The sequence below is a fragment of the Embleya sp. NPDC025285 genome (genome assembly GCF_055558835.1).
The window spans coordinates 13,519-39,309 of the sequence record NZ_JBVHLU010000100.1; the positions used below are offsets into that span (position 1 = coordinate 13,519).

The 25,791-nt window shown below is 69.4% G+C and carries 28 protein-coding genes; 22 read left to right on the forward strand and 6 right to left on the reverse strand.

Translation table 11 applies throughout. From position 1 onward, the window contains the following. The first annotated feature begins 99 nt into the window (after positions 1 to 99). The 5 genes from ACZ4FV_RS41685 (at position 100) to ACZ4FV_RS41705 (ending at position 6,557) form a co-directional block, all read left to right on the forward strand. On the forward strand, positions 100 to 309 hold the full coding sequence (locus ACZ4FV_RS41685; RefSeq protein WP_465325895.1) for a hypothetical protein: 210 nt from the start codon (positions 100 to 102) through the stop codon (positions 307 to 309). Positions 310 to 312: 3 nt separating this feature from the next. Beyond that, positions 313 to 1,656, forward strand: a complete 1,344-nt coding sequence (locus ACZ4FV_RS41690; protein WP_465325897.1) for an asparagine synthase-related protein — start codon at positions 313 to 315, stop codon at positions 1,654 to 1,656. Continuing rightward, positions 1,637 to 4,330, forward strand: coding sequence for an RHS repeat-associated core domain-containing protein (locus tag ACZ4FV_RS41695; RefSeq protein ID WP_465325899.1), 2,694 nt, complete (start codon positions 1,637 to 1,639; stop codon positions 4,328 to 4,330). The genes ACZ4FV_RS41690 and ACZ4FV_RS41695 overlap by 20 nt, the downstream gene beginning before the upstream one ends. Next, positions 4,321 to 5,052 carry a hypothetical protein gene (locus tag ACZ4FV_RS41700; protein WP_465325903.1) on the forward strand — a complete coding sequence of 244 codons (732 nt, stop codon included), beginning with the start codon at positions 4,321 to 4,323 and terminating at the stop codon, positions 5,050 to 5,052. The genes ACZ4FV_RS41695 and ACZ4FV_RS41700 overlap by 10 nt, the downstream gene beginning before the upstream one ends. A 1,109-nt stretch (positions 5,053 to 6,161) precedes the next feature. Further along, positions 6,162 to 6,557, forward strand: coding sequence for a VOC family protein (locus tag ACZ4FV_RS41705; protein ID WP_465325905.1), 396 nt, complete (start codon positions 6,162 to 6,164; stop codon positions 6,555 to 6,557). A gap of 311 nt (positions 6,558 to 6,868) precedes the next feature. Here ACZ4FV_RS41705 and ACZ4FV_RS41710 read toward each other — a convergent pair whose 3' ends face one another. Further along, the gene (locus tag ACZ4FV_RS41710; protein ID WP_465325907.1) at positions 6,869 to 7,129 is read right to left on the reverse strand and encodes a hypothetical protein; all 261 of its coding nucleotides are present in this window, start codon (positions 7,127 to 7,129) and stop codon (positions 6,869 to 6,871) included. After that, the gene (locus tag ACZ4FV_RS41715) at positions 7,126 to 7,476 is read right to left on the reverse strand and encodes a hypothetical protein (protein WP_126639079.1); all 351 of its coding nucleotides are present in this window, start codon (positions 7,474 to 7,476) and stop codon (positions 7,126 to 7,128) included. The genes ACZ4FV_RS41710 and ACZ4FV_RS41715 overlap by 4 nt, the downstream gene beginning before the upstream one ends. A gap of 545 nt (positions 7,477 to 8,021) precedes the next feature. Here ACZ4FV_RS41715 and ACZ4FV_RS41720 point away from each other — a divergent pair. From ACZ4FV_RS41720 to ACZ4FV_RS41765, 10 genes are all read left to right on the forward strand, one after another. Further along, the gene (locus ACZ4FV_RS41720; protein WP_465325909.1) at positions 8,022 to 8,288 is read left to right on the forward strand and encodes a hypothetical protein; all 267 of its coding nucleotides are present in this window, start codon (positions 8,022 to 8,024) and stop codon (positions 8,286 to 8,288) included. Positions 8,289 to 8,867: 579 nt separating this feature from the next. Next, the gene (locus ACZ4FV_RS41725) at positions 8,868 to 9,026 is read left to right on the forward strand and encodes a hypothetical protein (RefSeq protein WP_402242482.1); all 159 of its coding nucleotides are present in this window, start codon (positions 8,868 to 8,870) and stop codon (positions 9,024 to 9,026) included. 327 nt (positions 9,027 to 9,353) lie between these two features. Beyond that, positions 9,354 to 10,040: a GntR family transcriptional regulator gene (locus ACZ4FV_RS41730; protein ID WP_402242485.1), complete on the forward strand. Its 687-nt coding sequence runs from the start codon at positions 9,354 to 9,356 to the stop codon at positions 10,038 to 10,040. Further along, entirely contained in the window at positions 10,040 to 10,858 is an 819-nt protein-coding gene (locus ACZ4FV_RS41735; RefSeq protein ID WP_402242508.1) for a nitrilase-related carbon-nitrogen hydrolase, read from the forward strand. The genes ACZ4FV_RS41730 and ACZ4FV_RS41735 overlap by 1 nt, the downstream gene beginning before the upstream one ends. A gap of 10 nt (positions 10,859 to 10,868) precedes the next feature. Continuing rightward, positions 10,869 to 11,552, forward strand: a complete 684-nt coding sequence (locus ACZ4FV_RS41740) for a DUF2848 family protein (protein WP_402242487.1) — start codon at positions 10,869 to 10,871, stop codon at positions 11,550 to 11,552. Beyond that, positions 11,552 to 13,006: a 4-hydroxyphenylacetate 3-hydroxylase family protein gene (locus tag ACZ4FV_RS41745; protein ID WP_402242490.1), complete on the forward strand. Its 1,455-nt coding sequence runs from the start codon at positions 11,552 to 11,554 to the stop codon at positions 13,004 to 13,006. The genes ACZ4FV_RS41740 and ACZ4FV_RS41745 overlap by 1 nt, the downstream gene beginning before the upstream one ends. Before the next feature lie 20 nt (positions 13,007 to 13,026). Continuing rightward, positions 13,027 to 13,371, forward strand: coding sequence for a cupin domain-containing protein (locus ACZ4FV_RS41750; RefSeq protein WP_402242493.1), 345 nt, complete (start codon positions 13,027 to 13,029; stop codon positions 13,369 to 13,371). Between the two features lie 17 nt (positions 13,372 to 13,388). Next, the gene (locus tag ACZ4FV_RS41755; protein WP_402242494.1) at positions 13,389 to 13,910 is read left to right on the forward strand and encodes a flavin reductase family protein; all 522 of its coding nucleotides are present in this window, start codon (positions 13,389 to 13,391) and stop codon (positions 13,908 to 13,910) included. Between the two features lie 151 nt (positions 13,911 to 14,061). After that, on the forward strand, positions 14,062 to 14,481 hold the full coding sequence (locus tag ACZ4FV_RS41760) for a nuclear transport factor 2 family protein (protein WP_402242496.1): 420 nt from the start codon (positions 14,062 to 14,064) through the stop codon (positions 14,479 to 14,481). 18 nt (positions 14,482 to 14,499) lie between these two features. Continuing rightward, on the forward strand, positions 14,500 to 15,264 hold the full coding sequence (locus ACZ4FV_RS41765) for an alpha/beta fold hydrolase (protein WP_402242498.1): 765 nt from the start codon (positions 14,500 to 14,502) through the stop codon (positions 15,262 to 15,264). A gap of 142 nt (positions 15,265 to 15,406) precedes the next feature. On the opposite strand, the gene ACZ4FV_RS41770 is transcribed toward ACZ4FV_RS41765, so the two are convergent. From ACZ4FV_RS41770 to ACZ4FV_RS41785, 4 genes are all read right to left on the reverse strand, one after another. Continuing rightward, on the reverse strand, positions 15,407 to 16,198 hold the full coding sequence (locus ACZ4FV_RS41770; protein WP_465325916.1) for a TniB family NTP-binding protein: 792 nt from the start codon (positions 16,196 to 16,198) through the stop codon (positions 15,407 to 15,409). A gap of 410 nt (positions 16,199 to 16,608) precedes the next feature. After that, the gene (locus ACZ4FV_RS41775; protein WP_465325918.1) at positions 16,609 to 17,172 is read right to left on the reverse strand and encodes a hypothetical protein; all 564 of its coding nucleotides are present in this window, start codon (positions 17,170 to 17,172) and stop codon (positions 16,609 to 16,611) included. 333 nt (positions 17,173 to 17,505) lie between these two features. Further along, positions 17,506 to 17,997 (reverse strand): hypothetical protein, encoded by a 492-nt coding sequence (locus ACZ4FV_RS41780; protein ID WP_395871265.1) that lies wholly within the window; start codon positions 17,995 to 17,997, stop codon positions 17,506 to 17,508. Positions 17,998 to 18,180: 183 nt separating this feature from the next. Then, on the reverse strand, positions 18,181 to 18,507 hold the full coding sequence (locus ACZ4FV_RS41785) for a hypothetical protein (protein WP_465325920.1): 327 nt from the start codon (positions 18,505 to 18,507) through the stop codon (positions 18,181 to 18,183). A gap of 1,259 nt (positions 18,508 to 19,766) precedes the next feature. On the opposite strand from ACZ4FV_RS41785, the gene ACZ4FV_RS41790 reads away from it, so the two are divergent. The 7 genes from ACZ4FV_RS41790 to ACZ4FV_RS41820 all read left to right on the forward strand — a co-directional run bounded on the left by ACZ4FV_RS41790 (position 19,767) and on the right by ACZ4FV_RS41820 (position 24,694). Next, a complete protein-coding gene (locus ACZ4FV_RS41790; protein WP_395871269.1) occupies positions 19,767 to 19,913 on the forward strand; it encodes a hypothetical protein in 147 nt (48 codons plus the stop codon). A 303-nt stretch (positions 19,914 to 20,216) separates the two neighbouring features. Beyond that, complete coding sequence (locus ACZ4FV_RS41795) at positions 20,217 to 21,356, forward strand: Fic family protein (RefSeq protein ID WP_465325923.1); 1,140 nt, start codon at positions 20,217 to 20,219, stop codon at positions 21,354 to 21,356. 462 nt (positions 21,357 to 21,818) lie between these two features. Further along, positions 21,819 to 21,992, forward strand: a complete 174-nt coding sequence (locus ACZ4FV_RS41800) for a type II toxin-antitoxin system HicA family toxin (protein ID WP_395871272.1) — start codon at positions 21,819 to 21,821, stop codon at positions 21,990 to 21,992. Further along, complete coding sequence (locus tag ACZ4FV_RS41805; protein WP_395871274.1) at positions 21,989 to 22,411, forward strand: hypothetical protein; 423 nt, start codon at positions 21,989 to 21,991, stop codon at positions 22,409 to 22,411. The genes ACZ4FV_RS41800 and ACZ4FV_RS41805 overlap by 4 nt, the downstream gene beginning before the upstream one ends. Before the next feature lie 473 nt (positions 22,412 to 22,884). Beyond that, positions 22,885 to 23,070, forward strand: coding sequence for a hypothetical protein (locus ACZ4FV_RS41810; RefSeq protein WP_395871276.1), 186 nt, complete (start codon positions 22,885 to 22,887; stop codon positions 23,068 to 23,070). Between the two features lie 578 nt (positions 23,071 to 23,648). Continuing rightward, positions 23,649 to 24,119, forward strand: coding sequence for a nuclear transport factor 2 family protein (locus ACZ4FV_RS41815; protein ID WP_395871278.1), 471 nt, complete (start codon positions 23,649 to 23,651; stop codon positions 24,117 to 24,119). A gap of 26 nt (positions 24,120 to 24,145) precedes the next feature. Continuing rightward, positions 24,146 to 24,694, forward strand: a complete 549-nt coding sequence (locus tag ACZ4FV_RS41820; RefSeq protein WP_391590010.1) for a TetR/AcrR family transcriptional regulator — start codon at positions 24,146 to 24,148, stop codon at positions 24,692 to 24,694. The last annotated feature ends 1,097 nt before the right edge of the window (positions 24,695 to 25,791 follow it).

Here is a 25,791-nt window from a genome sequence, read left to right on the forward strand (position 1 = left end):
GTTCCCGAGGCGCCCCGCTTGGGTTTCGGGGTTTGCGATGACGACGAGCGACCGCGCAGGCACCATGAGGCACATCGACGTCGACATCTTGGGAAATCGATGGACGACCACAGCGACCACAGTGACTACAGCGCCCCGGAACTGCGGGAACCACGGCCGTTTCTGGAGGCGGCCGAGGCCGACGACTCGGGTAACGACACCGACGACGCGTCGTCGCCCGGCAAATACAACGCCCGTTCCGACGACGAGTTGTGGGGGCCGCCACTCGGTTCGTTCCTGACCCGGCTCGTGGCCAGGGTCAGGGGGTAGCCGGTGGTGCGTCCGGCCGCGTGGCTGTGCGCACTGCCCGATCACCGTGCCGCGCGCCGGTACGTCGACGTGCTGTGCGAGGGGGAGTTCGGGGGGCGTGTGCTGGCGGCCCATCACAGCGGCCGCCCGTGGGTCATCGCCCGAGGAACGCCCCACACCGTCCTGCGGGTCGAGCGCCCCGACGTGAGCGTCGTCGTGGCCGGGCGCACGAGCGCCGACCCCGCCGCGTTGGAGCGCGCGATGCGCGCCTCCTCGGAGGCGGGGCTCGCGGGTCGGGTGATGACTTCGCTGGACGGCAGCTTCCACACCTTTACCACATCCCCGGCGGGCATGCAGGCGTGCGGGGACGTGGTGGGGTTGTGCCCGGTGTTCTGGACCCGGGTCGAGGCGGGGACGCTGTTGTCCGACTCCCCGGGGCTGTTGTCCGAACTCACCGGCCGCACCACGCTCGATCGCGTGTACCTGGCGGCGAGGCTGGTGGGCTGGGCGCCGCCGTCGGTACACGCGCACCGCAGCCCCTACGAGGAGATCTTCCTGATGCGGCCGGGCTTCGCGTTCACCACCGACACCACCGGCGCGCCGCACCCACGGCAGGTGTGGGCGTTCCCGGATGACGACGCGGACCTCGTCGACGCCGCGCCGCGATGCCGGGCAGCCCTGGAACGGGCGCTGCTGCTCACGTGCGCGGGCGCCGGCCACCGGGTGATGTTCGAAAGCTCCGGCGGCATGGACTCCACCTCCCTGACCGTACTCGGCCACCACCTGGGCGTGGCGGCGGCGACGCTGACCCGGTTCCCGGCACGGGACGGCCACGAGGACGCCCGGCACGCCCGCGACGTCGCACGACGACTCGGCGACGTCCCGCACGTGTGGATCGACCAACGGACGCAGGCGCCGGGCGCGTTCGACGGCATCGACGCCCCGCTGCCGGGCGACGAACTCGGCTTCGCAGTGTCGACCCCCGACCTGCAACGCTTCGTGTTCGAGCGCGCAGCCGCACACGCGGACACCCTGGTCGCCGGCCACGGCGCCGACGAACTCCTGACCCCACCGCACACCCACCTCCTCGAGACGGCCACCCACCACCCCAGGCTCGCGCTCTCCCACCTGCGCGGCTACGCCGCCCTGGACGCAGTACCGACAACACGCGCCGTGTACCGCGCGATGCAGGCCCGCGTCCCCTACGACGCGTGGCTGCACCGCCAGCGCGGCAGCCTGACCACGCCCACCACCGCCACGCTCTGGGGTTGGGAACCGGAACTCGCCCCCTCCGCATGGGTCTCGCGCCAGGCCCGGGACCTGCTCGCGAACGCACTGGATGCGCAAGGTGAGCATCCCCGCCCGTGAGGGCGCGTTGGCAGGTGACTACGAATACGGCTACACGTACACGCCCACCGGCAAGCCGGCCGAGACCCTGTTGCCCGCCGAAGGCGGCCTGGCGCGCGAGAAGATTGTCGTGCGCTACGACGCGGACGGCCTTCCGGTCAGCACGTCGGGGCACAACTGGTACACCTCGGACACGATCTACAGCCCGTACGGCGATGTGCTGCGCACCCAGACCGGCACCGCGCCGACCCGAGTGTGGACGACCAACTACTTCGACCCGCTCACCAACAACCTGACCAACGTGGTGACCGACCGCGAGGCCGCCGCCCATCGCGTCGCCGACGTGCGGTACGGCTACGACGCGGCCGGCAACCTGCTGTCCGTAGCGGACAAACAGGGCACTCCCCAGGGCGCCGTCACCGACACCCAGTGCTTCGGCTACGACGCACGGCGTCAACTGACGAATGCGTGGACATCGCCGACGGCGACCTGCGCCCCTCCCAAGACCGGCGCGAACGCGACGGTCGGAGGCCCCGATCCGTACTGGTACCCGTACACCTTCGACGCGGTCGGCAACCGGCTGACCGAGAAGGTCGCCGACCCCACCGGCGACACCGCCAAGGACATCACCCGCACATACACGTACAACGCGGCCGCCGACGGCCTGGGCCACAAGCTTGCCTCGGTCACCTCGACCGGTCCCGGCGGCGAACGCCTGAACACGTACGGGTACGACGCGGCCGGCAACACCACCACGAGCCAGGAATCGGGCAGCACCCAGACCTTGACCTGGAATGGCGAGGGCCGCGTCGAGAAGGTCGAGGACCCTGCCAAGGGTGTCACCGAATTCGTCCAGGACGCGGCCGGGAACCGGTTGATCCGGACCACCGCCAGGGGCAAGACGCTGTATCTGGGGGAGACCGAGATCACTGTCGGCGCGGACGGCGTCGCCACCGCCGACCGCTATTACACGCATCCAGGGGCGCCGACGGTCTTTCGCACCTCGCGGGCGAGCGCGCCGTTGTCCGTGCTCGTCTCGGACCACCACGACACGGCGACGACCGCGATCAGCAGCGCCGCCGACATGGCCGTTCAGCGGCGCAAGCTCACCCCGTTCGGTGTCGAGCGCGGCGAGGCGGCGTCGTCGTGGCCCGGCGAACGCGGCTTTGTGAACGGCACGGTGGACTCCACCGTGGGCCTGGTCCATCTCGGCGCCCGCGAATACGACCCCGCGCTGGGCCGGTTCATCTCGGTGGATCCGCTGCTCGATCCCGCCGATCCGATGCAGCTCAATCCCTACGCCTACGCGTACAACAACCCGTTGACCTTCACCGACCCCAACGGCATGTTCGGTGTCCCCAAGTGGGCGAAGAAGGCGATCAAGAAGGCCGCGCCGATCGTGCACGTGGCGCTCGACGTCGCGGGTGTCGTGCCGGTCATCGGCGAAGCCGCCGACCTGCTCAACGCCGGCGTGTACGCGGCCGAGGGCGATTGGGCCAACGCGGCTCTTTCCGCGGGCTCGGCGATCCCGGTGGCGGGCAACGCCTTCACTGCGGCCAAGTACGCCAAGAAGGCCGACAACGCGGTTGACGCGGCCAAGACGGTCAACAAGACACCGACCAAAGCCCCCGAGGTCTCCAAGGCCGACCCGCCCACCAAATCAAAGCCCGACGACGGCCCGAAGAAGGACAACGACAACACCAAACGCAAGGACACCTGCGACGACAACAGCTTCGCGCCGACTACCCAGGTCCTGATGGCGGACGGCAGTTACCGCGACATCGTCGATGTCCGCGTCGGCGACCGGGTGGCCGCCGCGTCCCCGGAGACCGGAGAGGTACAGGCGCGTGAGGTGGTCGGCGCGGTCGGCTACGGGAAGGAAAAGCCGCTCGTCGAGATCGCGTTGGTCGTGGACTCGGAGGCACAACCGGTGGCCGCGGTCGCGGGGGAGGCCCAGCAGGAGGCCCCGCAGACGGGCGAGCACACGTCCTCGGCCACGGCGGGCCCGAACACCTTGACCGCGACCGCCGACCATCCCTTCTGGGTCCCCGATCTGGCGCAGTGGATACCCGCCGGGGGACTCACCGCCGGCACCTGGCTGCAAACCTCCGCAGGCACCTGGGTACAGATCGCGGCCGTCACGCCCGCGGGTCGTGCCTCGAACGTGCGCAACCTCACCGTGGAGGGCTTGCACACCTACTTCGTGCGGGTGGCGGCCCAACCGGTCCTCGTCCACAACTGCGGTGGCTACGTCATCGAGGCGATGCTCGCCGAAAAACGTGCCTGGGAACTGCATGTGTTGTGGAAGGGCTCCGAGGCCGCAGCCAAGGGATTCGGCACGGTGGCCGTCATCGGTGTTCGCAACCTCAAGACCGGCAAGATCGAGAACCGCATCGTGATGACGGCGGACAACAAGACCCCTCCGGCCAAGTGGGGAAACCTGCGCTCGAATGAGAAATTCGTCCCCAGACCCAAGACGCCCAAGGGACAGCGCAATGTCCATGCCGAAGAAACGATCTTCAAGTCGTACAATCCGCAAAAGGAAGAGATCGTCTACGGCGGAACATCGCGAAACGTGTGTCAGGATATCTGCGCGACCTTCCTGCGTGCACTCAACCTGATACTGGGCGGGCCGTTGTTCGGGGGCGGGGACTCGGCCACCGGGTTCCGAAGGTTCTGGAAACCGTGGAGGTAGGGGAAGCCGTGCGGATCAAGGGTTATCCGAAGCGTTTCGTCGAGACCGAGGCGGGCGGGCGACTCCCCGCATTTCGCGAGATGGCCTGGAACGAGATCGACCTGGAGTTTTGCCTGGGGATGCTCCAGGTCCAGGAATTGGACGACGAGGACATGCTCGAGGAAGCCTTCGGCTTCTACCGGCCCGCGGCGGAGGTTCGGGCGCCGGGGCTCTACGACCTGGCGTACGACGAGTGGGCGGTATTGCGGATCCCATGCGCGCGGGGCGAGTTGTGCATCGTCTTCCGCAACCTCGAATACGACTTCGGGATCGACTACTTCGTCCGGGAGGACGCCGACAGCGAGGTGATCCCGCTCGGTTTCCACGCGGCCGAGCCGACGTTCGCCGGGTTGAGCTGGGGGGAGACGTCGGCATTGGTGGACGCAGCCGGCGACGCGCACGAACGCGCGGCGCGCACCGTCATGCTCATGCCGATGTGTTTGGACGTCGACGAGGTCGGCCGATCCAGGCCGGCCTACGAGTCCGCGCTTCGCCACTTCGGTGCACCGGGTCCCCTGGACGAGATCCTGGACGCCACGACTACCGACGACCCTGCGTATCTGCCGACCTGGCGTGAACACGACGGCATGCGCGTATGTGACCGTCCGGACAGTCACCGCAACCTCGACACGAAGCACCTGACACCGCAGCAACACCGCCGCGTTCACTGGATCCTCGGCTGACCCGACGTGGTCGTCTCGGCGGCGTGTCGAGGAGGCGGTGCCGTGACGAGCGTACGGATGACCGATCTGCCCGGCACCCCCCGGGCCATCCCTTCGACAGCGGGCAAAAGCCATGCCGGACCCGGAGGCCAGGAGCCCCATTTCAAGGCCACGAAAGAAAAAGGTAACGCGGTGGTGTTCATCGAGGTCCTCGTTCCTGCCCGTGGGAGCGGTGGATCGGCGGTGGGTCAGGGGTTGGGGCCGAGGCGGGAGCAGGCCCAGGTCAACAGCGCCCGATCCATCGCGGTGGCGGGATCGCGGCTCCGGACCGCGTAGGCGTGGGAGGTGATCTTCACGGGGTGGCGTTGGTTGGCCGATGCCACCACACCCGAAACCGCCCCCACTTCAGGAGCCCGCCACGGCGACCGGTTCGAGATCACCCCATTCATCCGGGTGCTGCCGGTGTACTGGCACGGCAATGCGTCCGCAATCCACCGCGAACTCGTGGCCCGCGCCCGTGCGGCCACCGGTCCGGGGACGCCCGCCGGCGACCCCGCCTCGCCCGCCTCACCACCGCACTGCCCGGGCGGCATGCCGCTCCCGGGCAGTGCGCCGCCGGCCGCAGTGCCGTTGCCGGCCCCGGTGCCGTCGTTGTCGACGTTCCTGCGCGCACTCCGCCGAGATCTGACCGCGGGGGAGCGGGCCGGTCACCGCAACGGCCCGGAAGCCGCCCGCACCCTGGACGCGTTCGCCAAGCGCCCCCACCCGGCGCAACCACGCCTGGGAGGTCGACCACGTCCAGGCTTCCCTGCGTGTGACCGCCGACGGCGACCTCGTCCACCCGTACATCACCCGGTTCATCGACTGCGCGACCAAAGCGATCACCGGCATCGCCGTCACGCCCGGCCACCCCGCGCGGGCCTCGGTCCTGGCCGCGTTGTGCTCCGCGACCGCGCGCACCCACCCCTCCGGGCCCTTCGGCGGCTGTGCGTTGTCAACGAAGCCAGTCGAGTTGGGCGCTCTCACCTGCATGGACTGGACTGATTGTCACAAGGCCACAGCCTCAAGCTTGGACACGGGGCGGACCGGGGACGCTCGGCGCGTACGCGGGCACGGTCTACAGTCTGGTCGTGATTGCTGATCTGCAGTGCGTGGTGTTGGACTGTCCTGATCCGAGGCGACTGTCCGAGTTCTACAGATCCCTTCTCGGTGGCGTCGTCAATCGGCAGGATCGGCGATGGGTACCTGGTGACGGCTGGGCAACGCTCCACTCGCCGTCCGGTCTCGTGCTCGCCTTCCAGCGCGTGGCGAACTACCGGCGGCCGCAGTGGCCGGACCCCGCACGGCCCCAGCAGTTCCATCTGGACTTGGGCGTTGCAGATCTGGATCGGGCTCAGCGAGAGGTGCTGGCCGCAGGCGCGACGGTGCTCGATATCGGTCCGCGCGGGCGAAGCTGGCGTATCTATGCGGACCCGGCGGGACACCCCTTCTGTCTGGTCCGCACTGAGAAGCGTCCGTTCCCGTAAAAGCACGAATGTCCAGGATCGCCGGCGCAAAGGCCGAAACAACTTGATTCGCTGTCAATCGCCTCGTTTCGATGGCAACGGACAGCGGCCTGCCCGAACACGTGCGCCTCGACCGCGGCAGTGACTTCCCCTCCCGCACCGTGACCACCGCGCTCACCGCCCTGGACGCCGACATCACCGTGCTCCCGCCCTACAGCCCGCACCTGAAGGGCGGCATCGAGAACCTCAACCGCTGCGTGGAACGGATGCCGTCAGCCGCTCTGTCCGGCCACACGGGCCACCCAACGCATGCGGATGCGGACGTAAAGGTGTCAGTGGGCGGGGAGGTATGTCGTCTGCAGGACGTAGACGCGTTCGCTGCGTACCACGATCAGGTACACGAACATGCCGTCGTCGATGTAGGCGGTTGCCGCGCGGGGATTGGGGCCCTCGTACAGGGTCCCGTCGAGATACAGGGCCTCGGCCGCGCGGACGATCTCCGCGACCGCGGTCTCGACCAGGGCGACGAACGCCTCCGGCGCTCCGCCCACCACGCTCGTCTGGTCGGGTTCGTACTCCCAGTCCCAGCTCACACGCCCACCGCTGCGTAGGCGGCCCGCAACAACTCACCGGCGACCCGAACACCGCGGGCCCGCACCCGAGGGTCGTCGCTGACGGTGTCGACCTGCTCGGCGTGGTGATAGCGGAACGCCAGATCCGGGTGACGCTCGATCTCCGCGATCGCCGCCCAGTGTCGCAACCAGCCCCGCAACGGATCGAGCCGGTTGACCTCCAACGCCTTCGCGGTCGCCTCACGCTGGGACCGGTCCATCTCGGGAAGCCAGTGCGGCGCCAACAACGCGATCGCCGCACGCACACCCTCGATCGTGCACTCCGGCCGCGCGATCACCGGAGTCGAATACTCGGGCTCGGCAGTCACCCCACACCCCTCCCTCACGACGACCCGACCGCCCCACTCTAGTCGCCGGCGCCCCACCGACGGGGCCCCCAACGGACCGGCCGCCGGATCCGCCAACGCACACCACACCCGCCACAGGCCGCCACCTGGGCACCGCACACCTGGCCGACCAGGCCACCGACGAACAACGCCCCGCGCTGCGCCGCGCCCGGGCGGCCCGCGCCCGCCGCCTGCGCGCCGAGGCCAAAGCCGCCGAACAGCTCCGCCGGGACCGCTTCGGCCCCGCCACGACCCCCACCGACGCGCGCCGCCTGGACGCGCTGACCGCGACCGACGCCACCTGCGAACCGGCCCACCACCACGACGGCGACCTGACCGAGCTGGCGCTGCCCGACCTGATCCCGCCCGCACCGCCCCCGGCTGACTGGGCCACCCCCGACGCGCTCAAAGCCCGCACCCGACCCACCGACTCGCCACCCACCCCCGCCCAACGGGACACCCCATGACCCCTCACCTGCCACCCGCACCCACCGACCAAGTACGTCCCGCTGCCCGACGCGCGCCTGGTGACCACACGTGCGCTGCTGACCGTGCGGGAGAACCTGGCCGACACGATCGCCGCCCGCGCGATGACGTGTATCCACGGCGGAGCCGGCTTCGGCAAGACGGTGGCGGTTACCAGCTGCCTGCGCGAACTCGAGCCCGACCAGGACATCCACCGCATCACCTTCCACGCCCGCCCCACCACCCGCACCGTGCGCCACGAACTGTTCACCAGCTTCGGGCTCCCCGCCCGGGATGTGTCTGAAAGTTCGTGTAAGTCCGTGATGTGAAGGATGGGCCGGGGTGCCTTCCCGGATCCCGGCCCTTCCGGAACGGACAGTCATGACCGAGATCGAAAACCCGCAACCCACCGATTTGCCTGCGGACGCGATGGTGGGCGAGGTCGTCGAGCGGTTGATGGATCGCGCGGACGCCTCCGGAGCGGCCCTGCTCGGGGGTTCACCCGGACATCCATCGCACCACGCGCCGGAACCTTGCCACCACATCGACTCCCTCGCCAAAAAACCGGTCCGGACGATGAAACCGGGCGGCCCCCGGACCGCCGAAGCGCCACGCCGGTCTGGGGGCGAGGACCGGCGCCGGGAACCCCCGAGGTGGGGCATCGAGCAACCGAACCCCTGGACGCCGCACGGAGCGGGAACCTCGAATCGCGACACGGCCCCGCTCCCGGCGCCCTTGGTACGAGGTGACGAGACACCAGGGTACGCGGGCCCTCCCTCCGGACGAGGCCGCGGCTGTCGACCGTCCGCTCCGGTTGCGCGGCGCCACCCCCACCGATCCCAAGCGTCACCGGGCGTTCCACCGCAACTGCCCGGCCCGGCTGTCCCCCGGAGGACCGCGAGCTCATCGTGCCCTCCCTGGTGGACAAGTTCGGCTTTGCCGGTACCAGGGGCGAGGTCACCGAGCGGATCGAGGTGCCGGCGAAGTCCGGGGTCGACGAGCCGGTGATCCGGCCCGTGGCGGACCCGGAGACCGAAATGGCCAAGCCGGCACGGCTGTTGGCCTGACGCTCGACGCCAGGCGAACGCCCGCTGCCGGCCGCCCGGGGCAGCACACTCCACCGCATCCCGACGCGTTCTTCGGGGGATCGGGTACCGGCGGCGCGGCAGGGCTCGAACTCGTTGCGAGGGGCGCGCGCGGGACAGGCCACACCCGGGCATTCGTCGTGGGGGACCTGCACCCGGTCGGGCAGGTCGCCCGGTCGACGATGCCGATCGTCGGCCCACGCGTGACGTACGCCGGGAACACCACGACCTTCGGGGTGCCCGCGACGTTCACGGAGTCGCCGGCGTGAACCTCTTGTCGTTGGTATGCGTGTTGTATACATTGCGTTCATGAGCAGCGTACGAAAGCCCGCCGGCGGTGGATCCGCCCAGGACATCACCTATCGATGGCTCAAGAAGCACATCTCCGCCCTGCCTCGGGACGGCGGAACCTTCCTGATCGAGTCCGAGGTCGCCCAGGCGGCGGGCACGTCGCGGACTCCGGTGCGCGAGGCGTTGCTGCGCCTGGAAACCGAGGGATTCGTGCAGATCATGCCGAAGAAGGGCGCCTTCGTACCGCCCATCTCGGACGCGGAGGTGCGCACCGTGATGGAAGCCCGGGAACTGATCGAGGACTGGAGCATGCGGCGCGTGGTCCCGGCCGGCGAAGCGTTCCTGGACGAGCTCGACGCCCTCGTGGCCGCCCAGGAGGGCTTGGTCGACGACGCGGTGGGATTCATCGACTGCGACCGCGCCTTCCACGGCGCGATCGTGCGACAGGCCGGCAACCCGGTCCTCGCCGACTTCTACGAGGCGTTGCGCGAGCGCCAGGTCCGGATGGGTCTGCGTGCCGTCGTCGGCGACGAGAGCCGCTTCCGCAAGGTCTTGGCCGAGCACGCGGCGATCGTGTCCGCTCTGCGCACCGGTGATCCGGACCGGGCGGCCCAGGCACTGGGGACCCACCTGGGCAGCACGCTCGCCGCGCTGCACCTGCCCGAAGTCGCCCGCCGGGGCTCCGACGGCTCCCTGGGGGCGTGATGAGGATCGCCCTGGTCCAGGTCGCCAGCCCGCCGACCGAAACGCCCCGAGCCCGCCGCGAGAGGGTGGGCGTGATGGTCGAACAGACCCGCGGGGCCGACCTGGTCGTGCTCCCCGAGCTCTGGGCGGCCGGCTACTTCGGCTTCGAGTCCTACGCCGAACACGCCGAGCCGCTGAACGGTCCCACGGTCACCGCGGCCCGCGCCTGGGCCCGGGCACTGGACGCGCACGTGCACCTGGGCAGCTTCGTCCAGCGCGACGACGACGGCCGGCTGTTCAACACCGCCGCCCTGATCACCCCGGACGGGCTGATCGCGCACACCTACCGCAAGATCCACGTCTTCGGCCACGCCTCCCGCGAGGCCGAACTGCTCACCCCCGGCGACCGGATCGACGTGGCCGGCACCGCCCTCGGGCGCCTGGGCGCCACCACCTGCTACGACCTGCGCTTCCCCGAACTGTGGCGCGACCTGGTCGACCGCGGGGCCCGCATCGCCGTCGTACCCGCCGCCTGGCCCGCCGCCCGCCGCGAGCACTGGCAACTGTTCACCTCCTGCCGAGCCGTCGAACAACAACTACTCGTGATCGCCTGCAACGCGGTCGGCGTCCAGGACGGCGGCGTCGAACTCGGTGGACACAGCCGTGTCGTCGACGCATGGGGCCGCGTCCTGATCGAGGCCGGCACCGAGGAGGGCGTCACCTTCTGCGACGCCGACCCCGCCGACGTCGACCGGGTGCGCGCCGAGTTCCCGGTCCTCGCCGATCGTCGCCCCATTTCGTCGTTCCCGCCCCGGGAGAGCGCGCCGGACCCACGCTAAGGAACCACTTGTGAGCACCTCGATACCACCGCTGCGCATGCGCGTGGTCGACACCGACGAATACCTGGACGTGCGGCCGGCGCGCCTGGTCGTGGCGGGCTACACCGCGCGCGACGAGGCCGCCGCGCGACGCCACATCGAGGAACTCGCGGCCATCGGCATCCCGCCACCCGCGACCGTGCCGGCCTTCTACGATCTCGACCCGTCCCTGCTCACCACCGAACGAACCGTCGCGGTGGACGGCGAGGCGACCTCGGGCGAGGTGGAACCCGTCGTCATCCGCCACCGAGGCCGACTGTTCCTGGCGGTCGGCTCGGACCATACCGACCGCGAACGCGAACGCCTGGACATCACCTCGTCCAAGGCCGCCTGCCCCAAGCCGCTGGGCACCGACGTGATCGAACTCGACGCCGGCACCCGCCCACCGAACTGGGAACACCTGACCGCCGAATCCGCGATCGACGGTCACCCCTATCAGTACGGACCACTGTCCGCGCTGCGCCACCCCCGGGAACTGCTCCACCGGATGACCTCGGCCATCGGCGACGTCGCCGGTGACCTGGTGTTGTTCTGCGGCACCCTGCCCCTGCTCACCGGCGACTTCGTGTACGGCTCCCGCTGGCTGCTGTCCATCGACCTGCCCGGCGGGCCCTCCCTGACCCATGACTACACCGTGCACCAGAGGAGTTCGTGATGCGCACCGGAGCCGAATACCTGGCCTCTCTCAAGGACGACCGTCGGGTCCATGTCGACGGCGAGGCCGTCGCGGACGTCGCCCACCACCCGGCCTTCACACCCATCGCGACGACGATCGCCGAACTCTTCGACATCGCCGCCGACCCCGAATCCGGCTTCACCCGCCCCGACCCGGAGACCGGCGAGCCGATCAACCTGCTGTTCACGGCCCCGCGAAGCCGGGACGAACTCACCGCCTACCGCACCGCCGCAACCCGCTGGGCCAGACACACCCACGGCTGGGTCGGACGCAGCCCCGACCATGTCGGTGCGTTCATCGCCGCGTTCGGAGCCCACCCGGAGGCGTTCGCGAGCGGCGAGCGCGACCTGGCCGCCAACATCGTCGCCTACCGGCGCCGGGTCGCCGCCGAGAATCTGTACGTGTCCTACGCGATCATTCCGCCGCAGGTCTCCCGGGCGGCCACCGCACACGCCTGGGAAGGCGAGTTGGTCCAGGTCGGCGTCGCCGAGGAGCGCCCCGACGGCATCGTGGTGCGCGGCGCGCAGATGCTGGCCACCGGCGGCGCAGTCGCCGACGAAATCCTGGTGTCGTGCATCAAACCGCTCGGCCCCGAGGACACCGACTTCGCGCTGAGCTTCGCGGTGCCCGTCGGTGCCCAGGGCCTGAAGCTGTACTGTCGACGCCCCTACGCGCCGGCCGCCACGAGCGCCTACGACTACCCGCTGACCACGCGCTACGACGAGACCGACGCACTGTTGGTCTTCGACGATGTGTTCATTCCGTGGGAGCAGGTGTTCGTGTACCGCGACGTCCCCGGACTGCGACGCCAGTTCTTCGACACCGGTGCCCACGTGCTGGGCAACTGGCAGGCCCAGATCCGACTGAGCGTCAAGCTCGAGTTCCTGGCCGGCCTGGCCCGCAAGGTGGCCGCCGTCAACGGAGTCGATCGTTTCCCGGGCGTCGTCGAGAAACTCGGTGAACTCGCGAGCCTGGTCTCGCTTGCCGAGTCCGCGGTGCTCGCCGCCGAATACACCGCCGCGCCCGACGAGCAGGGCATGTGGCGCCCCGGCTCCCGGGCCGTCTACGGAGCGATGGGCATGCAGTCGGAACTGTACCCACGCGTGCTCGCGATCCTGCGCGACCTCGTCGGCGGGGGAGTGCTCCAAGTGCCCTCCAGCGTAGCCGACATGACCAATCCCGAAACGCGCGCCGACATCGATCGCTACATCCAGAGCCCCGGAGCCACGGCCGAGGAGCGGGTCAAACTCTTCAAGCTGGTCTGGGATGCCGTCGGCAGCGAGTTCGCCGGGCGCCACCACCAGTACGAACTCTTCTACGCGGGCGCGCCGTTCGTGGTGAAGGGCTACGCCTACCGCAACTACGACTTCGACGCGCCACTCGCCGCGGTGGACGCCTTCCTGGCGAGCTACCACGTCGAGAGCACCGTGTGAACCACAGGAGCGTGACCACAGTGAGCAAGCCCGAACACGAGTTCTTCCCCGTCTCCGACATCGAGTTCACCCTGTGTCCGGGCGACGACCCGGCGATCACCGAACGAGTCCTGGCCAAGGACCCCGCCACCGGGGTCGCGACCCGAATCCTGCGCTACGCGCCGGGCGCCGACTCCACTGCGATGGGCGTGCAGCGCCACGACTTCTGGGAAGAGGTGTACATCCTGGAGGGCTCGTTCACCGACATCACCCTGGACCGCACTTTCACCGCCGGCATGTACGCCTGCCGCCCGCCGGGCATGCCGCACGGGCCCTGGCGAACCGACGAGGGCGTGGTCACCTTCGAAGTGCGCTACCGCGCCTGAGCATCGGAGACAACGACATGGCTTCCACCCTCGCGTCCGTGAACCCGCAGACGATGCGCCTGACCATGGGCCGTTTCGCCACCGGGGTGGCGGTGGTCACGACCTACGCTCTGGACGGCACGCCGCACGGGATGACGGTCAACTCGCTGACCTCGGTGTCCCTGGACCCGCCGCTGCTGCTGGTCTGCCTCAACATCGGCGCGCGCAGCACCGACGCGATCACCGCTTCGGGACGATTCGCCGTCAGCATCCTGTCGTCGCGTCAGGAACCGATCGCGATGCGCTTCGCCCGGCGCGCCGAGGACCACTTCGCCGGCCTCGAACCCGCGTACGGAAGGCACCGCGTACCGGTGATCCCGGATGCCCTCGCCCACCTGGAATGCGACGTGGAGCGCCACTTCGTCGCCGGGGACCACATCGTGGTCGTCGGCCGCGTCCTGGATACCTGCGAGCGCGCCGGCGAACCGCTGGCCTTCCTCGGCGGACGCTTCGGGGACCTCGTCGACCGAGGCCACGCCCAGGTGCCCTGGTACTTCTGAACCCCACTCGGCCCGACGCTCTCGGGGCCTGATCGCCCCGAACGGCCGAACGGCGGACGCCGCCGCAATCCGGGCTGCCCCCACGGGTCGCAGCCCCCGAACCGCAACCGACAAGCGCCGCCCCGCGGCGCCCCTGCGAAGGCGAACAGACATGCCCCTGACAGTGGAAGACAGGCTGGCGATCCAAGAGCTCGCCGCCCGGCAGTTCAAATACCTCGACGCGCACGACGTCGACGCCTGGGCACAGTGTTGGATCCCCGACGGAACGTTCGTCGCGAACTACGGGACCTTCCAGGGCCACACGTCCATCAAGGAGTTCCTCCGCGGTCACATCGCGGCAGGCAAGGAGGATGGCGCGCGACACCTGGGCGTCAATCACGTGATCGAAGGCGACGCCGAGCGGGCCGAGATGTACAGCGTCGTGGTCAAACTCCAGGTCGTGCAATCGCCGTTCGTCATCGCGACGGGCATCTACCGCGACACCCTGGTCCGCACGCCCGACGGTTGGCGATTCGAGTCCCGCCGGCTCGACATCGACCCTGGTGTCTTCGCCGCCGGCCCCCGTGCCTGAGCAGAACGGAGTACGTCGTTGAACACGCTCGCCTCGGAGCGATGGGGTGATCACGGCCCCCGGCTCCTGCTGATTCACGGCAGCCTGAACTCCGCCGCCGCCGCATTCGTGGAACAGCAACCCTTCGCGGACGAATGGACCGTGATCGCGCCCTATCGACGCGGTTACCGTCCGAGCCCGCACACCGATCGCATCGACCCCGATCGCGATGCCGAAGAGATCGCCGAACTGATCGGTTCCGGTGCCCACCTCGTGGGCACCTCCATGGGCGGTGTCGTCGCCATGCGGGCGGCGGCGCTGGTCCCGGATCGTGTGTGCTCCCTCACCGTCATCGAACCACCCGCGCTGCCCAACGGGATCGGCCATCCCGCAGTCGACGAGTTGCGCGAGGCACTGATGCGGCACTGGGAGCGGAACGTCTCGGCCGACGACGAGACGTTCCTGGCGGGATTCCTGGAGGCCCTCGGCGTCAAGCTTTCGCTGCCGAGCCCGCTTCCCCCGGAGTTCGCGGAGGCCGTACACAATCTGAAGACGGAACAGCCGTGGGACACGGGAGTCCCGTTGCCGCTGCTCGCCGGGACCACCTTCCCCAAGCTCGTCGTATCGGGTGGCGGAACCCCCGCGTTCGAAGCGGTATGCGACGTGCTGGCGACACGCATGAACGCCGAGCGCAGGCTCTTCCCGGGAAGCCCGCACGCCGTACAGCGGATCGGCCAACCGTTCAACGACGCGCTGAGAGCCTTCCTCACCGCGGCCGAATCCCGACGGGGCAATCCCGAATAGCCGAACACGTCAAGCCCGGGACGGCCGCCCGGCGAAGACGACCGATCCCGTCTCGACACGAGACGCGCGAAGCAGCCGGGGCGACGACCAACGTCGCCCCGGCTCCTCGGCATGCGACAGTGCTCGCGGTACGCCGGGCGGTTCAACGAGCGAGCCCGTGCGTGCGACTCAGGTGTGTGGTGCGCCCAGGAACCGGGCGAGCAGGAGCCGCAACATCGGGGCCTGGTCCAGCGGTGCGAAGTCCGGGTCGGTGGCGACCCGGGCGAAGAGGCCGTCGAGCCGGGCGTGGTGTCGGGTTTCGGCGGTGTGGTCGAGGCGGATCCGGTCGAGGTTGGTTTTGGTGATGTGTTCGGTGCCGTTGTCGATCGGTGATGGCGGCTAGGCGGATGAGGCGGATGAGGCGGGTGAGGCGGGTGAGGCGGGAGGGGGCTGCCGATCCGGCCGGCGGTGCGTTGGTGGAGGTAGGGCGCGAGGCGGCGGTGGTGTCCCCGCGCGGTGTGCGTTTCGGGTCGAGGGCGGCTTCCACTCCGGCGATCAATTCTTTGAACGGTTCGCGTTTCCCGAGCCGGGCGGGGAAGGCCCCGCACTCGACCAACGAGGCGCGTCCGGCGAGTTGCGCTCCGCGTACCCCGCCGAACAACGGTGTGGCGGTCACGTAGATGCCCGCGTACACGAACGTCGCGCCGATGCGTTCGGTGAGGTCTTTCAGCAGGTCCGCGGTCTCCGCACCGGTGGTGGTGCGCGGGTTGAGGCGGTGGATCTCGTCGATGAGGACGAGGTGGACGCCGGCCCGGTGGTAGGTATGGCACACGGCCTCGGTGATCTGGGCCTGCGTCATCCGGGCGCCGGCGGGGACGCCGAGATAGCGGGCGAACTCGCCGGCCAGGGCCTTCGCGGTCGCGCCCGGCGGCACGAGGACGTACGCGACCGGCACGCGTGGGTGGGCCCGCCCCGGCGGCGCCGGAACACGGCGGGCGTGGGCGAGGTGGCAGGCGCGCCCGACGCGGGTGCAGCGCGGTGGCCTTGCCGGCGGCGGCGGGGCCGGTGACGATCAACGCCGGCCGGGCGGTGGTCCGTTGCCGGCGGCCCCGGACCCGGGAGCGTCGGCGTGCGTTATGTTCGTGGCGAGGGTGTCGATGGCCGGGGTGCGGACGGTCACGAACACGGAGTGGTAGGCCGGGCGTTCCTCCCGGCTCCGTAGCGGTGCGCCGGGCTCGGGCGGCCTCGGGAGCGGTGCGGTTGCGAAGTCCTGCCGGCCCTGCCAGGTGGTCACCGGCCGGGACCGTGCCGTCGTGTCCGCATGGATGTGTGCCCACGTGTCGTCGCTCGATCGCGCACCGGGGCTCACCATTTCAGGGCCTCCTCGTGTGCGTCGTAGAGGCCGTACCCCGTGTACGGCGGTGCGGGGGAGTCGGGGTCGGTTTCGTCGGCGCACCACCCCCGCGGTGGTGACTCGTCGAGGCCGTCGTCGAGTTCGTCGAGGCTGTCCTCGCCCGTCCCCGGGACGGTGCCGCCGGGGTCCTGCTCCCGCCCTTCGTGCACGGGGTGTCCCGGCAGGGGAATCCGGGTGGGTGTCCCGCGGGCGAGGAGGCGTTGTTCGGTGCGGGTGGCTCCTCCGCTGCGAGCACGGCGCACGAGTTGGTCGAGGGCTTCCGCGAGGTTCGCTTCGTGGATGTCGGTGTCGGTGTGGGGGCCGGCGGTGGCACGCACGTATTGCCGGGTGCGTTCGTCGAACGGGTGGTGGGCGTGGTCGCGGTGGATCCACGGGATCTCGGTCGACTCGCCGTCGGGCAGGCGGATCCGCACCTGGCGGCCGTCGTGGGGGTTGTGGTGGACCTCCCATTTCCCGCCTCGGGCGGCGATCGGGGAGGACTGCCCATCGTGATGCGGCACCCGATGCGTGTCCATCCCGGCGGCCGTGGGCCGCACGCGTAGGGCTGTGACCCGCGACAGCCCCGCGCGGGTCGGATGACCTGACACCAACACCGGTTCCCCGGGCGGCTCCTGGGCTCCATGCCAACCACCGGCCGACGCGGGCCTCTGGCCAATCGGGGGTACGAACGACAGCAGGCCCCGGAACCGGAGTGATGGTGGCGACGATTCCCGCATCCGCCACCGCGTCGCCGGCGATGACGATCGCCACCTCGACCGATTGCCTCGAAACCGGTCGCGACCCGGTTGTGCAACGACTTCGGCGACGACTACCCGATGAGTCGGGCGCGGCGTCTGTGTGAATCGCTGTCACTCGGCTGCGTGTCGGTCGTGCATGCCGTGGTCGGCGGCTCGGCGTTGGAGGTATTCGATGTGGTGGAGCAGGGCTTCGACTTCTTGCACCTCGTCGGCATCGACCATGCCGGTGCCGAAGTTGGACGGCGCGTTGTACTGCTTGAGGAGCGCATCCCGGTGGTCGGTGTGGTGCTCGTGCAGGAACTCCAGCAGCGAGTCGCCGACGTGCTCGATGGGGCTGTCGGGGCGGGCGTTGCGAGGGAGGGCGAAGACCGTGGTGCGGCCGTCGGCGAGTCGGCTCAGACGGTAGCCGACCGTTTTGCCACCGTGACGCTGGCGGAGTCCGAGCGGCTTCACCAAGGGGAGCAGGTCGCGAGCGAGCAGGACCCGTTCCTCTTCCTCCTCTGTACGGAGCCATGACACGGCCGGCGGGATCACCAATTGCCACGGCCGAGCAAAGAACTCGACCAACAACTCCTCGGTCATCTCGTGCGGCTCGCCCAACACAAAGAACTCCGGTGGAAAGGGAACGCCATAGCATCGGCGCAGGATTTCGGCCGACGTCAACCCGTTCACGGGGGCCCTTCGCGCAAGTGGCGTCCCGCTCGCCCCGGTGCGGCGAGAGCCCACACCACCACTGCACCGCAACGCCCGGCACGACGTCAAACAGACCGACTCGCGACGTGGGTCCTATGCCGGCTTCTCCAACTCATCAAAACAACTCCCGCACCCGGTGACAACGCCACCGGGCGGCCCACCGCGCCGCACCGCACGCCCCCACGACAGCTTCGCGGACGGCGCGGGCTGCACGCTCACCCCCAACGTCTCGCACGCCGCCACAAACGCCTCGGACACGAACACCTTGCCCCGGTCGACCACGACCGTCTCCGGCACGATCACCGGCCGCGCCGCCGCGCCCTCCAACCGCCCGTCCACCGCCGCCAGCCGCTCGTAGGGCACGCTCGCCCGCGACAACTCCAACGCCTCGGGCCAGTGCGGCCGCATCGGATGCGGCACCACCATCTCCGAACAAAGCGGCGTCGACCGCCTTGGTCCCCTCCGGCCGCAGCACCGCCGCCACGATGCTCCGCGTCGCCACGTCCACCGCGATCGTCAACTCCGGCCGCCCCAACCGGCCATCGTCCAAAACGGCCATCACGTCCAGGCGGGTGCTGTCGACCCGGACCTGCTCACCCGGCCGCGACGCACCCACCGGAGCGAACGGCGGCGGCGTCGTCGCGCTCGCGGTCCGCGCCGGCAACTCCGCAGGATCGGCCAGAGCGTTCACCAACCGATAGAACGTCGCCCGCGACGGCAAGGCCACCACACCCGGCCCATGCGCCCGGTCCAGGATCTCCCCGGCCAACCGCCGCAACCCCTCCACCGTCCCCTTCGACCGCCCCCGCTGCCGCCGCAACGCCTCCAACACGGCCACCACCACCCGCTCGTCGCTGCGCCCGGTCGCACTCGCGCCGCGCGTGGCGCGCTTGTCGACCAGACCCCACAGGCCTTGCCTTCGGTACCGGCCGCGCATGCGCTGCACCGTCGTCCGCGAAACCCGCCCGAAACCCAAAGCAGTCAAGTCCTCGGCCGTGGCCCGTTTCCGCTCGGCCGACGTGAATCGCGCCGGGTCGTACTCCGGCCGCACCACCCCACCGCCGTCGGGCCCGCCCGCACGACCACATTCCACCTCCCGGATGTACCGCTGCCACGCCAACGCCCTCTCCCGCGCCGCGGCCGGGGCGGTCTCGAACAACCCCCACCGCGGCACCCCCTGCGGCTGCCCGACCCCCGCACCCCGGACCGCGAAGTCCGGATCGCGAAGTCCGGATCGGCGAACAGGTGCCCGGCCGGCACCACCTCGTCGTCCCCGCTCTCGCCGACCAGGTGGAAGCATTGTCCGGACAGCGCAACGATCTGCCATCCCGCTCCGCGGAACCGCACATGCGCCCCCACCGCGACCACCGGCCGCCCACCCCGCCGCGCCCCGCTCAAAGCCGCCGTCACCACCGCCGCGGCCTGCAGCGCCCGTTCACCGCCCGCCTCGGCACGGCCGGGGAAGTCGGCCGGCAGCGCGGTGCCGTCCGTGTACCGAGCGAACACCCGCAGTACCCACGAACGTGTCCGCCCGTCCGCCGCGCCGCGCCACAACAGCCGCACCGGCCGCCCCGCCATGCCCACACCTGCGGATCACGGCTGGCACCATCACCTGCGCGCGCACTGCATCCGACCCGGCCCCCACCCACCACACACAAGGCCGAACCCGAGGAACAACCGTGACCGCGAACCCGCCCACCCCACCGATGGACACCGACACCGACCGGTACGTGCCCCCGCCCGACGCCCGGATCGTTGCCACCCGCGTCCTGATCACCGCCCGCGAGAACCTCCGGGACACCATCGCAACCGAAGCGAAGACCTGAATCCACCGCTGCACGGGCGCCGGCGAGACCCTCGCCGTCAACGCCTGCCCACACGAGTCCGAACTCGACGAGGACGTCCGCCGCATCACCTTCCGGGCCCGCCCCACCGCCCGCGTCTCGGCCTCGCGACACCCTGCCCGGCGCCACCCGCCGCCGTGCCTTCGACCCCGCCGTCTCGCATCGCCGCCGTGTGACGCCCCACGCCCACCCACCGCTGCGCCGTACACCCGGTGGCGCCCACGCCCGGTTGACGTGGCCGAAACCTGCAAGCATGAAATGATAGGAGTTTGGTGTCATTGCCTCATGCTGTATGCGATTCCCCACCTCGAGCCGGTTGACCTGCGGGTCCTGGAACAGGTCGACGCGATGCGTGACCGGCTACGCCACGCCGTCCGGCAGGCCCCCGTGAAATGGACGCTCGATCTGCGCAAGGCCCTGACGGCCAGCGCCATCGCGGCGTCGAACACGATCGAGGGCTACCGGGTCGACGTCAAGGACGTCGCGGACCTGATGGACGGGGAACGCGAGGTCGACGCGAGCGACGAGAACAAGGCGGAGACGCTGGCCTGCCGGCAGGCCATGACGTACATCCAGTCGCTGCACGATGTCGCCGACTTCCGGTACGGCAAGGAACTGCTGAACGCGCTCCACTGGATGTTGCAGGGGCATCATCATCCGCTGAAGACGGCGGGGCAGTGGCGAAAGACCGCCATCCGGATCACGGCCCCCGGCGACGAGTTGGAGACGGATTACGAGGGGCCGGATCAGGAACTGGTCCCCGGCCTGATGGGCGAGTTCGTCGACTGGTTGAACGAGGGCGACCTCGACGACCACGTGCTGATCCGGGCCGCGATGGCGCACCTGAACCTGGTGAAGATCCATCCGTGGTCGGACGGCAACGGGCGGATGTCCCGCTCGCTGCAGACCCTGCTGATCGCCCGCGGCGGCGTCCTGGCCCCCGAGTTCTCCTCGATCGAGGAGTGGCTGGGAATGCCGGGCAACACCTGGGACTACTACAAGGTGCTCCGCGAGGTCGGCGGCCCCCTCTGGTCACCCGAGCGCGACACACTGCCGTGGATCAAGTTCAACCTCCTCGCCTACCACCAGCAGGCCCAGCGAGTGCGGCACCGTGTCGACCGCTCCAACGAATGCTGGGTGCAACTCATGGAGGCCGCCGAAGCCGACGGCATCACCGAACGGCAGGTCACAGCCCTCCACGAAGTCGCCATGGTCGGCAGGGTGCGGCGCTCCCGCTACGAACGGGCCGAAGCGATCAACACCCAACAGGCGACACGCGACCTCCAAGCGCTGACGAAGGCAGGGGTACTGACCGCCGTGGGACAGACCAAGGGCCGCCACTACGTCGCCGGCCCCCGCTTCCCGCAAAACGTGCTGGAGATCGCCAAGCGACCCCACCGCATCGTCAACCCGTACACCGAGTGACACGCCGGGGAGTCATACAGCCAGGGATGGCACCGGCCAGCCGACACCGGCTGCCGGAGCCGGTGGGTCGGACGGGCCGTGAGAATACCCGCCCCACCCGGGTTTCCTCGTCCGTACCGCCCGGCCGCGTCCGCGGTGCTCCCGGTCTGCGCCCCGCGCAACTGGAGCAGCTGCTCCTCGGCTTCCCCCACGAGCTCGCCGGACGGATGCCTGCGCCGGTCCGGCGACATGCCCTGACACCCCGCCCGCCGGCGCCGAAGGGCCGGCCCGGGCCTTCGGCCGGCGCGTCGGCCGGCGCCGGCGCCACGGCGACGACCGGGCCCTCGGGCCCTCGGCCGGATGGGCCCCGATCCCGGCCGGCACTCGCCACGCCGAACCGGTGGGCGCTTCGAGCGAGCCGTCCTTGCAGCGGGCTTCTAGTCGAATTAGAATCGATCTGTCTATCGTGGATAGAATCCACGAGTGAAACGAACCGACCTCGTCCGAGAGTTGGAAGCCCTCGGAGCCGTCCTGACCCGGCACGGCGGCAACCACGACATCTACGAACTCAAAGGCCAAATCCTCGTGGTCGCGCGTCACCGCGAGATCAACGAGATCACCGCTCAAAAGACCCTGAGGAAGGCGAGAAACGCATGACCCCCACCGTCTACCAGGCCACCGCCGAACGGTCCGGCGTGTGGTGGGCCGTCAGTGTCGAGGACGCCGCCGGTGGCGTGTACACCCAGGGACGTACCCTCGCCGAAGCCGCCGACATGGCCCGGGACGCCGTCGCGGCCGCGTTGGACGTGAGCCCGGACGAGGTGAGCGTCGAACTGTCCGTGGCAGGCACCACCGAGGCCCTGCACGCCCTGGATCAGGCGCGGCGGGCAGCCGAGGAAGCCGACAGGACGGCGAGCCGAGCGCTGGCCGACGCCGTCGCGACCTTGCTGGACACCGGAATGAGCCAACGCGACGCGGGCCGGGTCCTGGGACTCTCCCACCAGCGTGTCAGCCAACTTGCTCCGCGACGGACCACCACGCAACGCCCCAAACGCGGAAAACTCCAAGACGCCTGAGCCGAACCGGCGCCGCAGTTCCTGCGGCGCCTCTTGGTTTCCTGTCGAGTTTTCCTGTCCGGTTTTCCTCACGACTTTCGGGTGCTCCGTCCCGGCTGTTTTGAAAGATCTTGTCGATTGATCATGTGTTGACCGTTGGGTTTGCAGGATCTGGGACTTTGGATCTTGGCTGTGTGGCCTGGGTGTTGCTGTCTTGTTCGGCTTTGTCTGGCCTGTGGGCTGTGGTTTTGCAGGATCTGGGACGGATGGTCGGTTCCGTTGGGAAAACCGTGGGTGGAGGTTGGGGTCGCCTTGAGGGTGCTGATCTCGATGTGATGCGGTGATCACCTGCTGCGCGTCGCGATTGAGGATTCCCTTCCGGGACCGTCCCAGGGTCGTCGCGGCGTTCGCGGATCGTACGGCGAGGGATTCCGACGAGGGCTGGGGGACCGATGGCGGGCGGGTACTCGCGGGGCGCGGTGGTGGAGGCGGTCGTGGTCCGTCACCGCCCCTTCGGAATGATGGTCGAGATGCCGAACGGCGAGGTCGGCCTGCTGGAACCGGAGTACGCGGAGCCGACGTGGCGGGACACGGACGGCCGGTATCCGGCCGGGACTCGTCTTCGGGTCGTGGTTCTGGGCCACACCACACCCGGCCCCGCCGAGTTCCGACCCGCGTAACTGCGCCTGGCCTCCGATCCGAACATCGTCGACGCCGTCGAGAACCCGTGAACGCACGCGGGGGAGGTCGACGCGCTCGCGACCGACCCTGGTCGGCGGGCCATGGCGTGGTTGAGGCGAACCGGGGTCGCGGGCGTGGCGGTTCCTGTGGTGCCTTTCGGTTTCCTGTCGGGTTTTCCTTACGACTTTCGGGTCGGGTTGTTGATCGGGCGTCGGGCTTGTCGATGGCGCTGTGGGGCGTTGTGGCGGCTGGTGGGTTGGTGGCGGCGGATCCGGAAGTGAGGGCCGCAGGAGGGCGTCCGGGTGGCCTGTCGGGGGGTTCCTGGTGGTTGTCGTGGCGTGTGAATGGCCCGTGTCATGGCGATGGTTGGTCGTCGGCGACGGGAGTCGACGGAGTGCGTGTACCGGTGGTTCGGATCCCTGTATCGCCGGCTGACGTGAGGTGACCGATCGGCTGCCGCAGGGTGATGAACGAGGCGTGAGACCGGTGTCGGCAGGCTGACCATGCACACCAACAACTACCCACACCGATCGCGGCCGTAGTAGGTTATCGGTCGACCACTAACGTAGGAGCGAGCATGACACGTACGGAAGACGACGCCCGCCGCGCCGCTGCCCAGCACGCCGTGGCCGAGCACCTGCGCCTCACCGCCGCGGGAGACACCGAGGAGTGGGTGAAGCTGTTCGCCCCGGACGCGGTACTCGAGTTTCCGTACGCCCCGGACGGCGTGCCGAAGCAGGTCATCGGGCGAGACGCCCTGCTCGCCCACATGCGCGGCTTCCCCGAGACCTTCGACGTCAGGTTCGTCGACCTCGTGTTCCACGACACGGTCGATCCGAGTCTCGTAGTCGCGGAATTCCGCTCGACGGGCACGGCGCTGCCCACCGGCAAGCCGTACGAGCAGACCTGCATCTCGGTCGTCCGCACCGACGACGACGCACGCATCACCCACTACCTGGACTACTGGAACCCCCTGGTCGCGATCGACGCCCTCACACCCTCCGAGGTGCCGGCCGCCTCCGACCGCAGCGTCACGTTTGGCGCCTGACCCCAAGCCATGTTGGACTGACGCCCATGCCTGCCGCCGGTACCAGCACCAAGAGCGACGAACGACGCCGGGCCATCATGGCCGCCGCGGTCGACTGCTTCGCACAAAAGGGGTTCTACGGGACGACGACGCACGAGATCGCCGAGTGGGCCGGCGTCTCCCAGCCGTACCTGTATCGCCTGTACCCCAACAAGGAAGCGCTGTTCGCGGCGGTGGTCGACCACGTGTCGGTCGTCATGACCGACACGCTGGTCGCCCACGCCCCGGCATCCGGTGGGGCCGGGCCGGAGCCGGAGGAGGCGCTGGGCGCCGCGCGTGACGCCTACGCCGCGCTCGTCGCGGACCGGAGCATCCTGCGTTTCCTCATGCACGCGAACTGCGCCGCCGGCGAGCCGCTCGTGGGGCAGGCCGTACGCCGGTGCTACGCCAAACAGGTCGCCACCGTTCGGCAGCTCCTGGGCGACGACGACGCCGTGCGGCACTGGTTCGGCGCCGGAATGCTCGACAACGTGGTCGCCGTGCTGGGCCTGGCGGACATCGACGAGCCGTGGGCGCACGTCCTCACCGCACGATGACAGGTCGGCGACGACGGCCCCGGGTTCCGCGTGCCGGACGCCGGCCGGAGTCACGGCGCGTACTGGTTGCTCCGTCCCGGCAGTTTTGAAAGTTCTTGTCGTTTGATCGTGTGTTGACCGTTGGGCTTGCAGGATCTGGGATTTGGATCTTGGCTGCGTGGCCTGGGTTTTTGCTGTCTTGCTCGGCTTTGTCGGGTCTGTGGGCTGTGGTTTTGCAGGATCTGGGACGGATGGTCGGTTCCGTTGGGAAAACCCGTGGACGGTGGACGAGGTCGCCTCTCGGTGGCCGTTCGTGTCGTTCCTGATCGGCGGCGCCTCTCGGTTTCCTGTCGAGTTTTCCTGTCTGGTTTTCCTACGACTTTCGGGTCGGGTTGTCGGTCGGGCGCCCGGGCCTGTCGATGGCGCTGTGTGGCCTTGCCGAGCCCCTGGTGGCATGTGGCGGATCGGGGCGTGAGGGCAACAGGAGGGCGTCCAGGCCGCTTGTGGAGTGGTTGCTGGTGGTTGCCGGGCCGGGCTTGTGGTAGCTGTGGAGGGCTGGTCGATGTGCCTGCGGGTCGGTGCCGTTCGCCCCGTTGGGTGCGGTGGTGGGGCCGCGGAGCGGGCCGGGTCCGGTACCGGGTGGGGTTCGTGGATTTCCCCAGATCGTACCCGGAACAGGTTTTGATGCAGACCTTGTTCGTGGTGTGGCACGCACCTATATTGGAAGTGGCCGGCCCGGTGGTGAAGTCGCCTGTTTCCAATGATGGTTGGCGATGACGGTTCCAAGTCGCCTGATGTTGTGGGGTGTTGGTTTGCCCCACGAGTCGGTGCTTTGGCTTGTCGACCCCGGGATGATCGCGGCTTCGGACGCCAACCCCTGTTGTTGCCAACGCAGTTCCCGAGCGATGCGGTCGGTAGTGGGAGATGTTCAGTGCCGTGGGCAATCGCGTAGCGATTGGTGTTGGTTGGAAGTGACGGAGTCACTTCCAACCAACACTTCTTGCGACCCGTAGGGTCGCGCGTCGTGTCTGCGGAGCAGACCGAACCGGAAGAGCGTCGTGGGGGGGAAAGGGGTTTTTTCCACCGGTTTGACCTCTGTTGTTTTCCTCTCCCTCCAA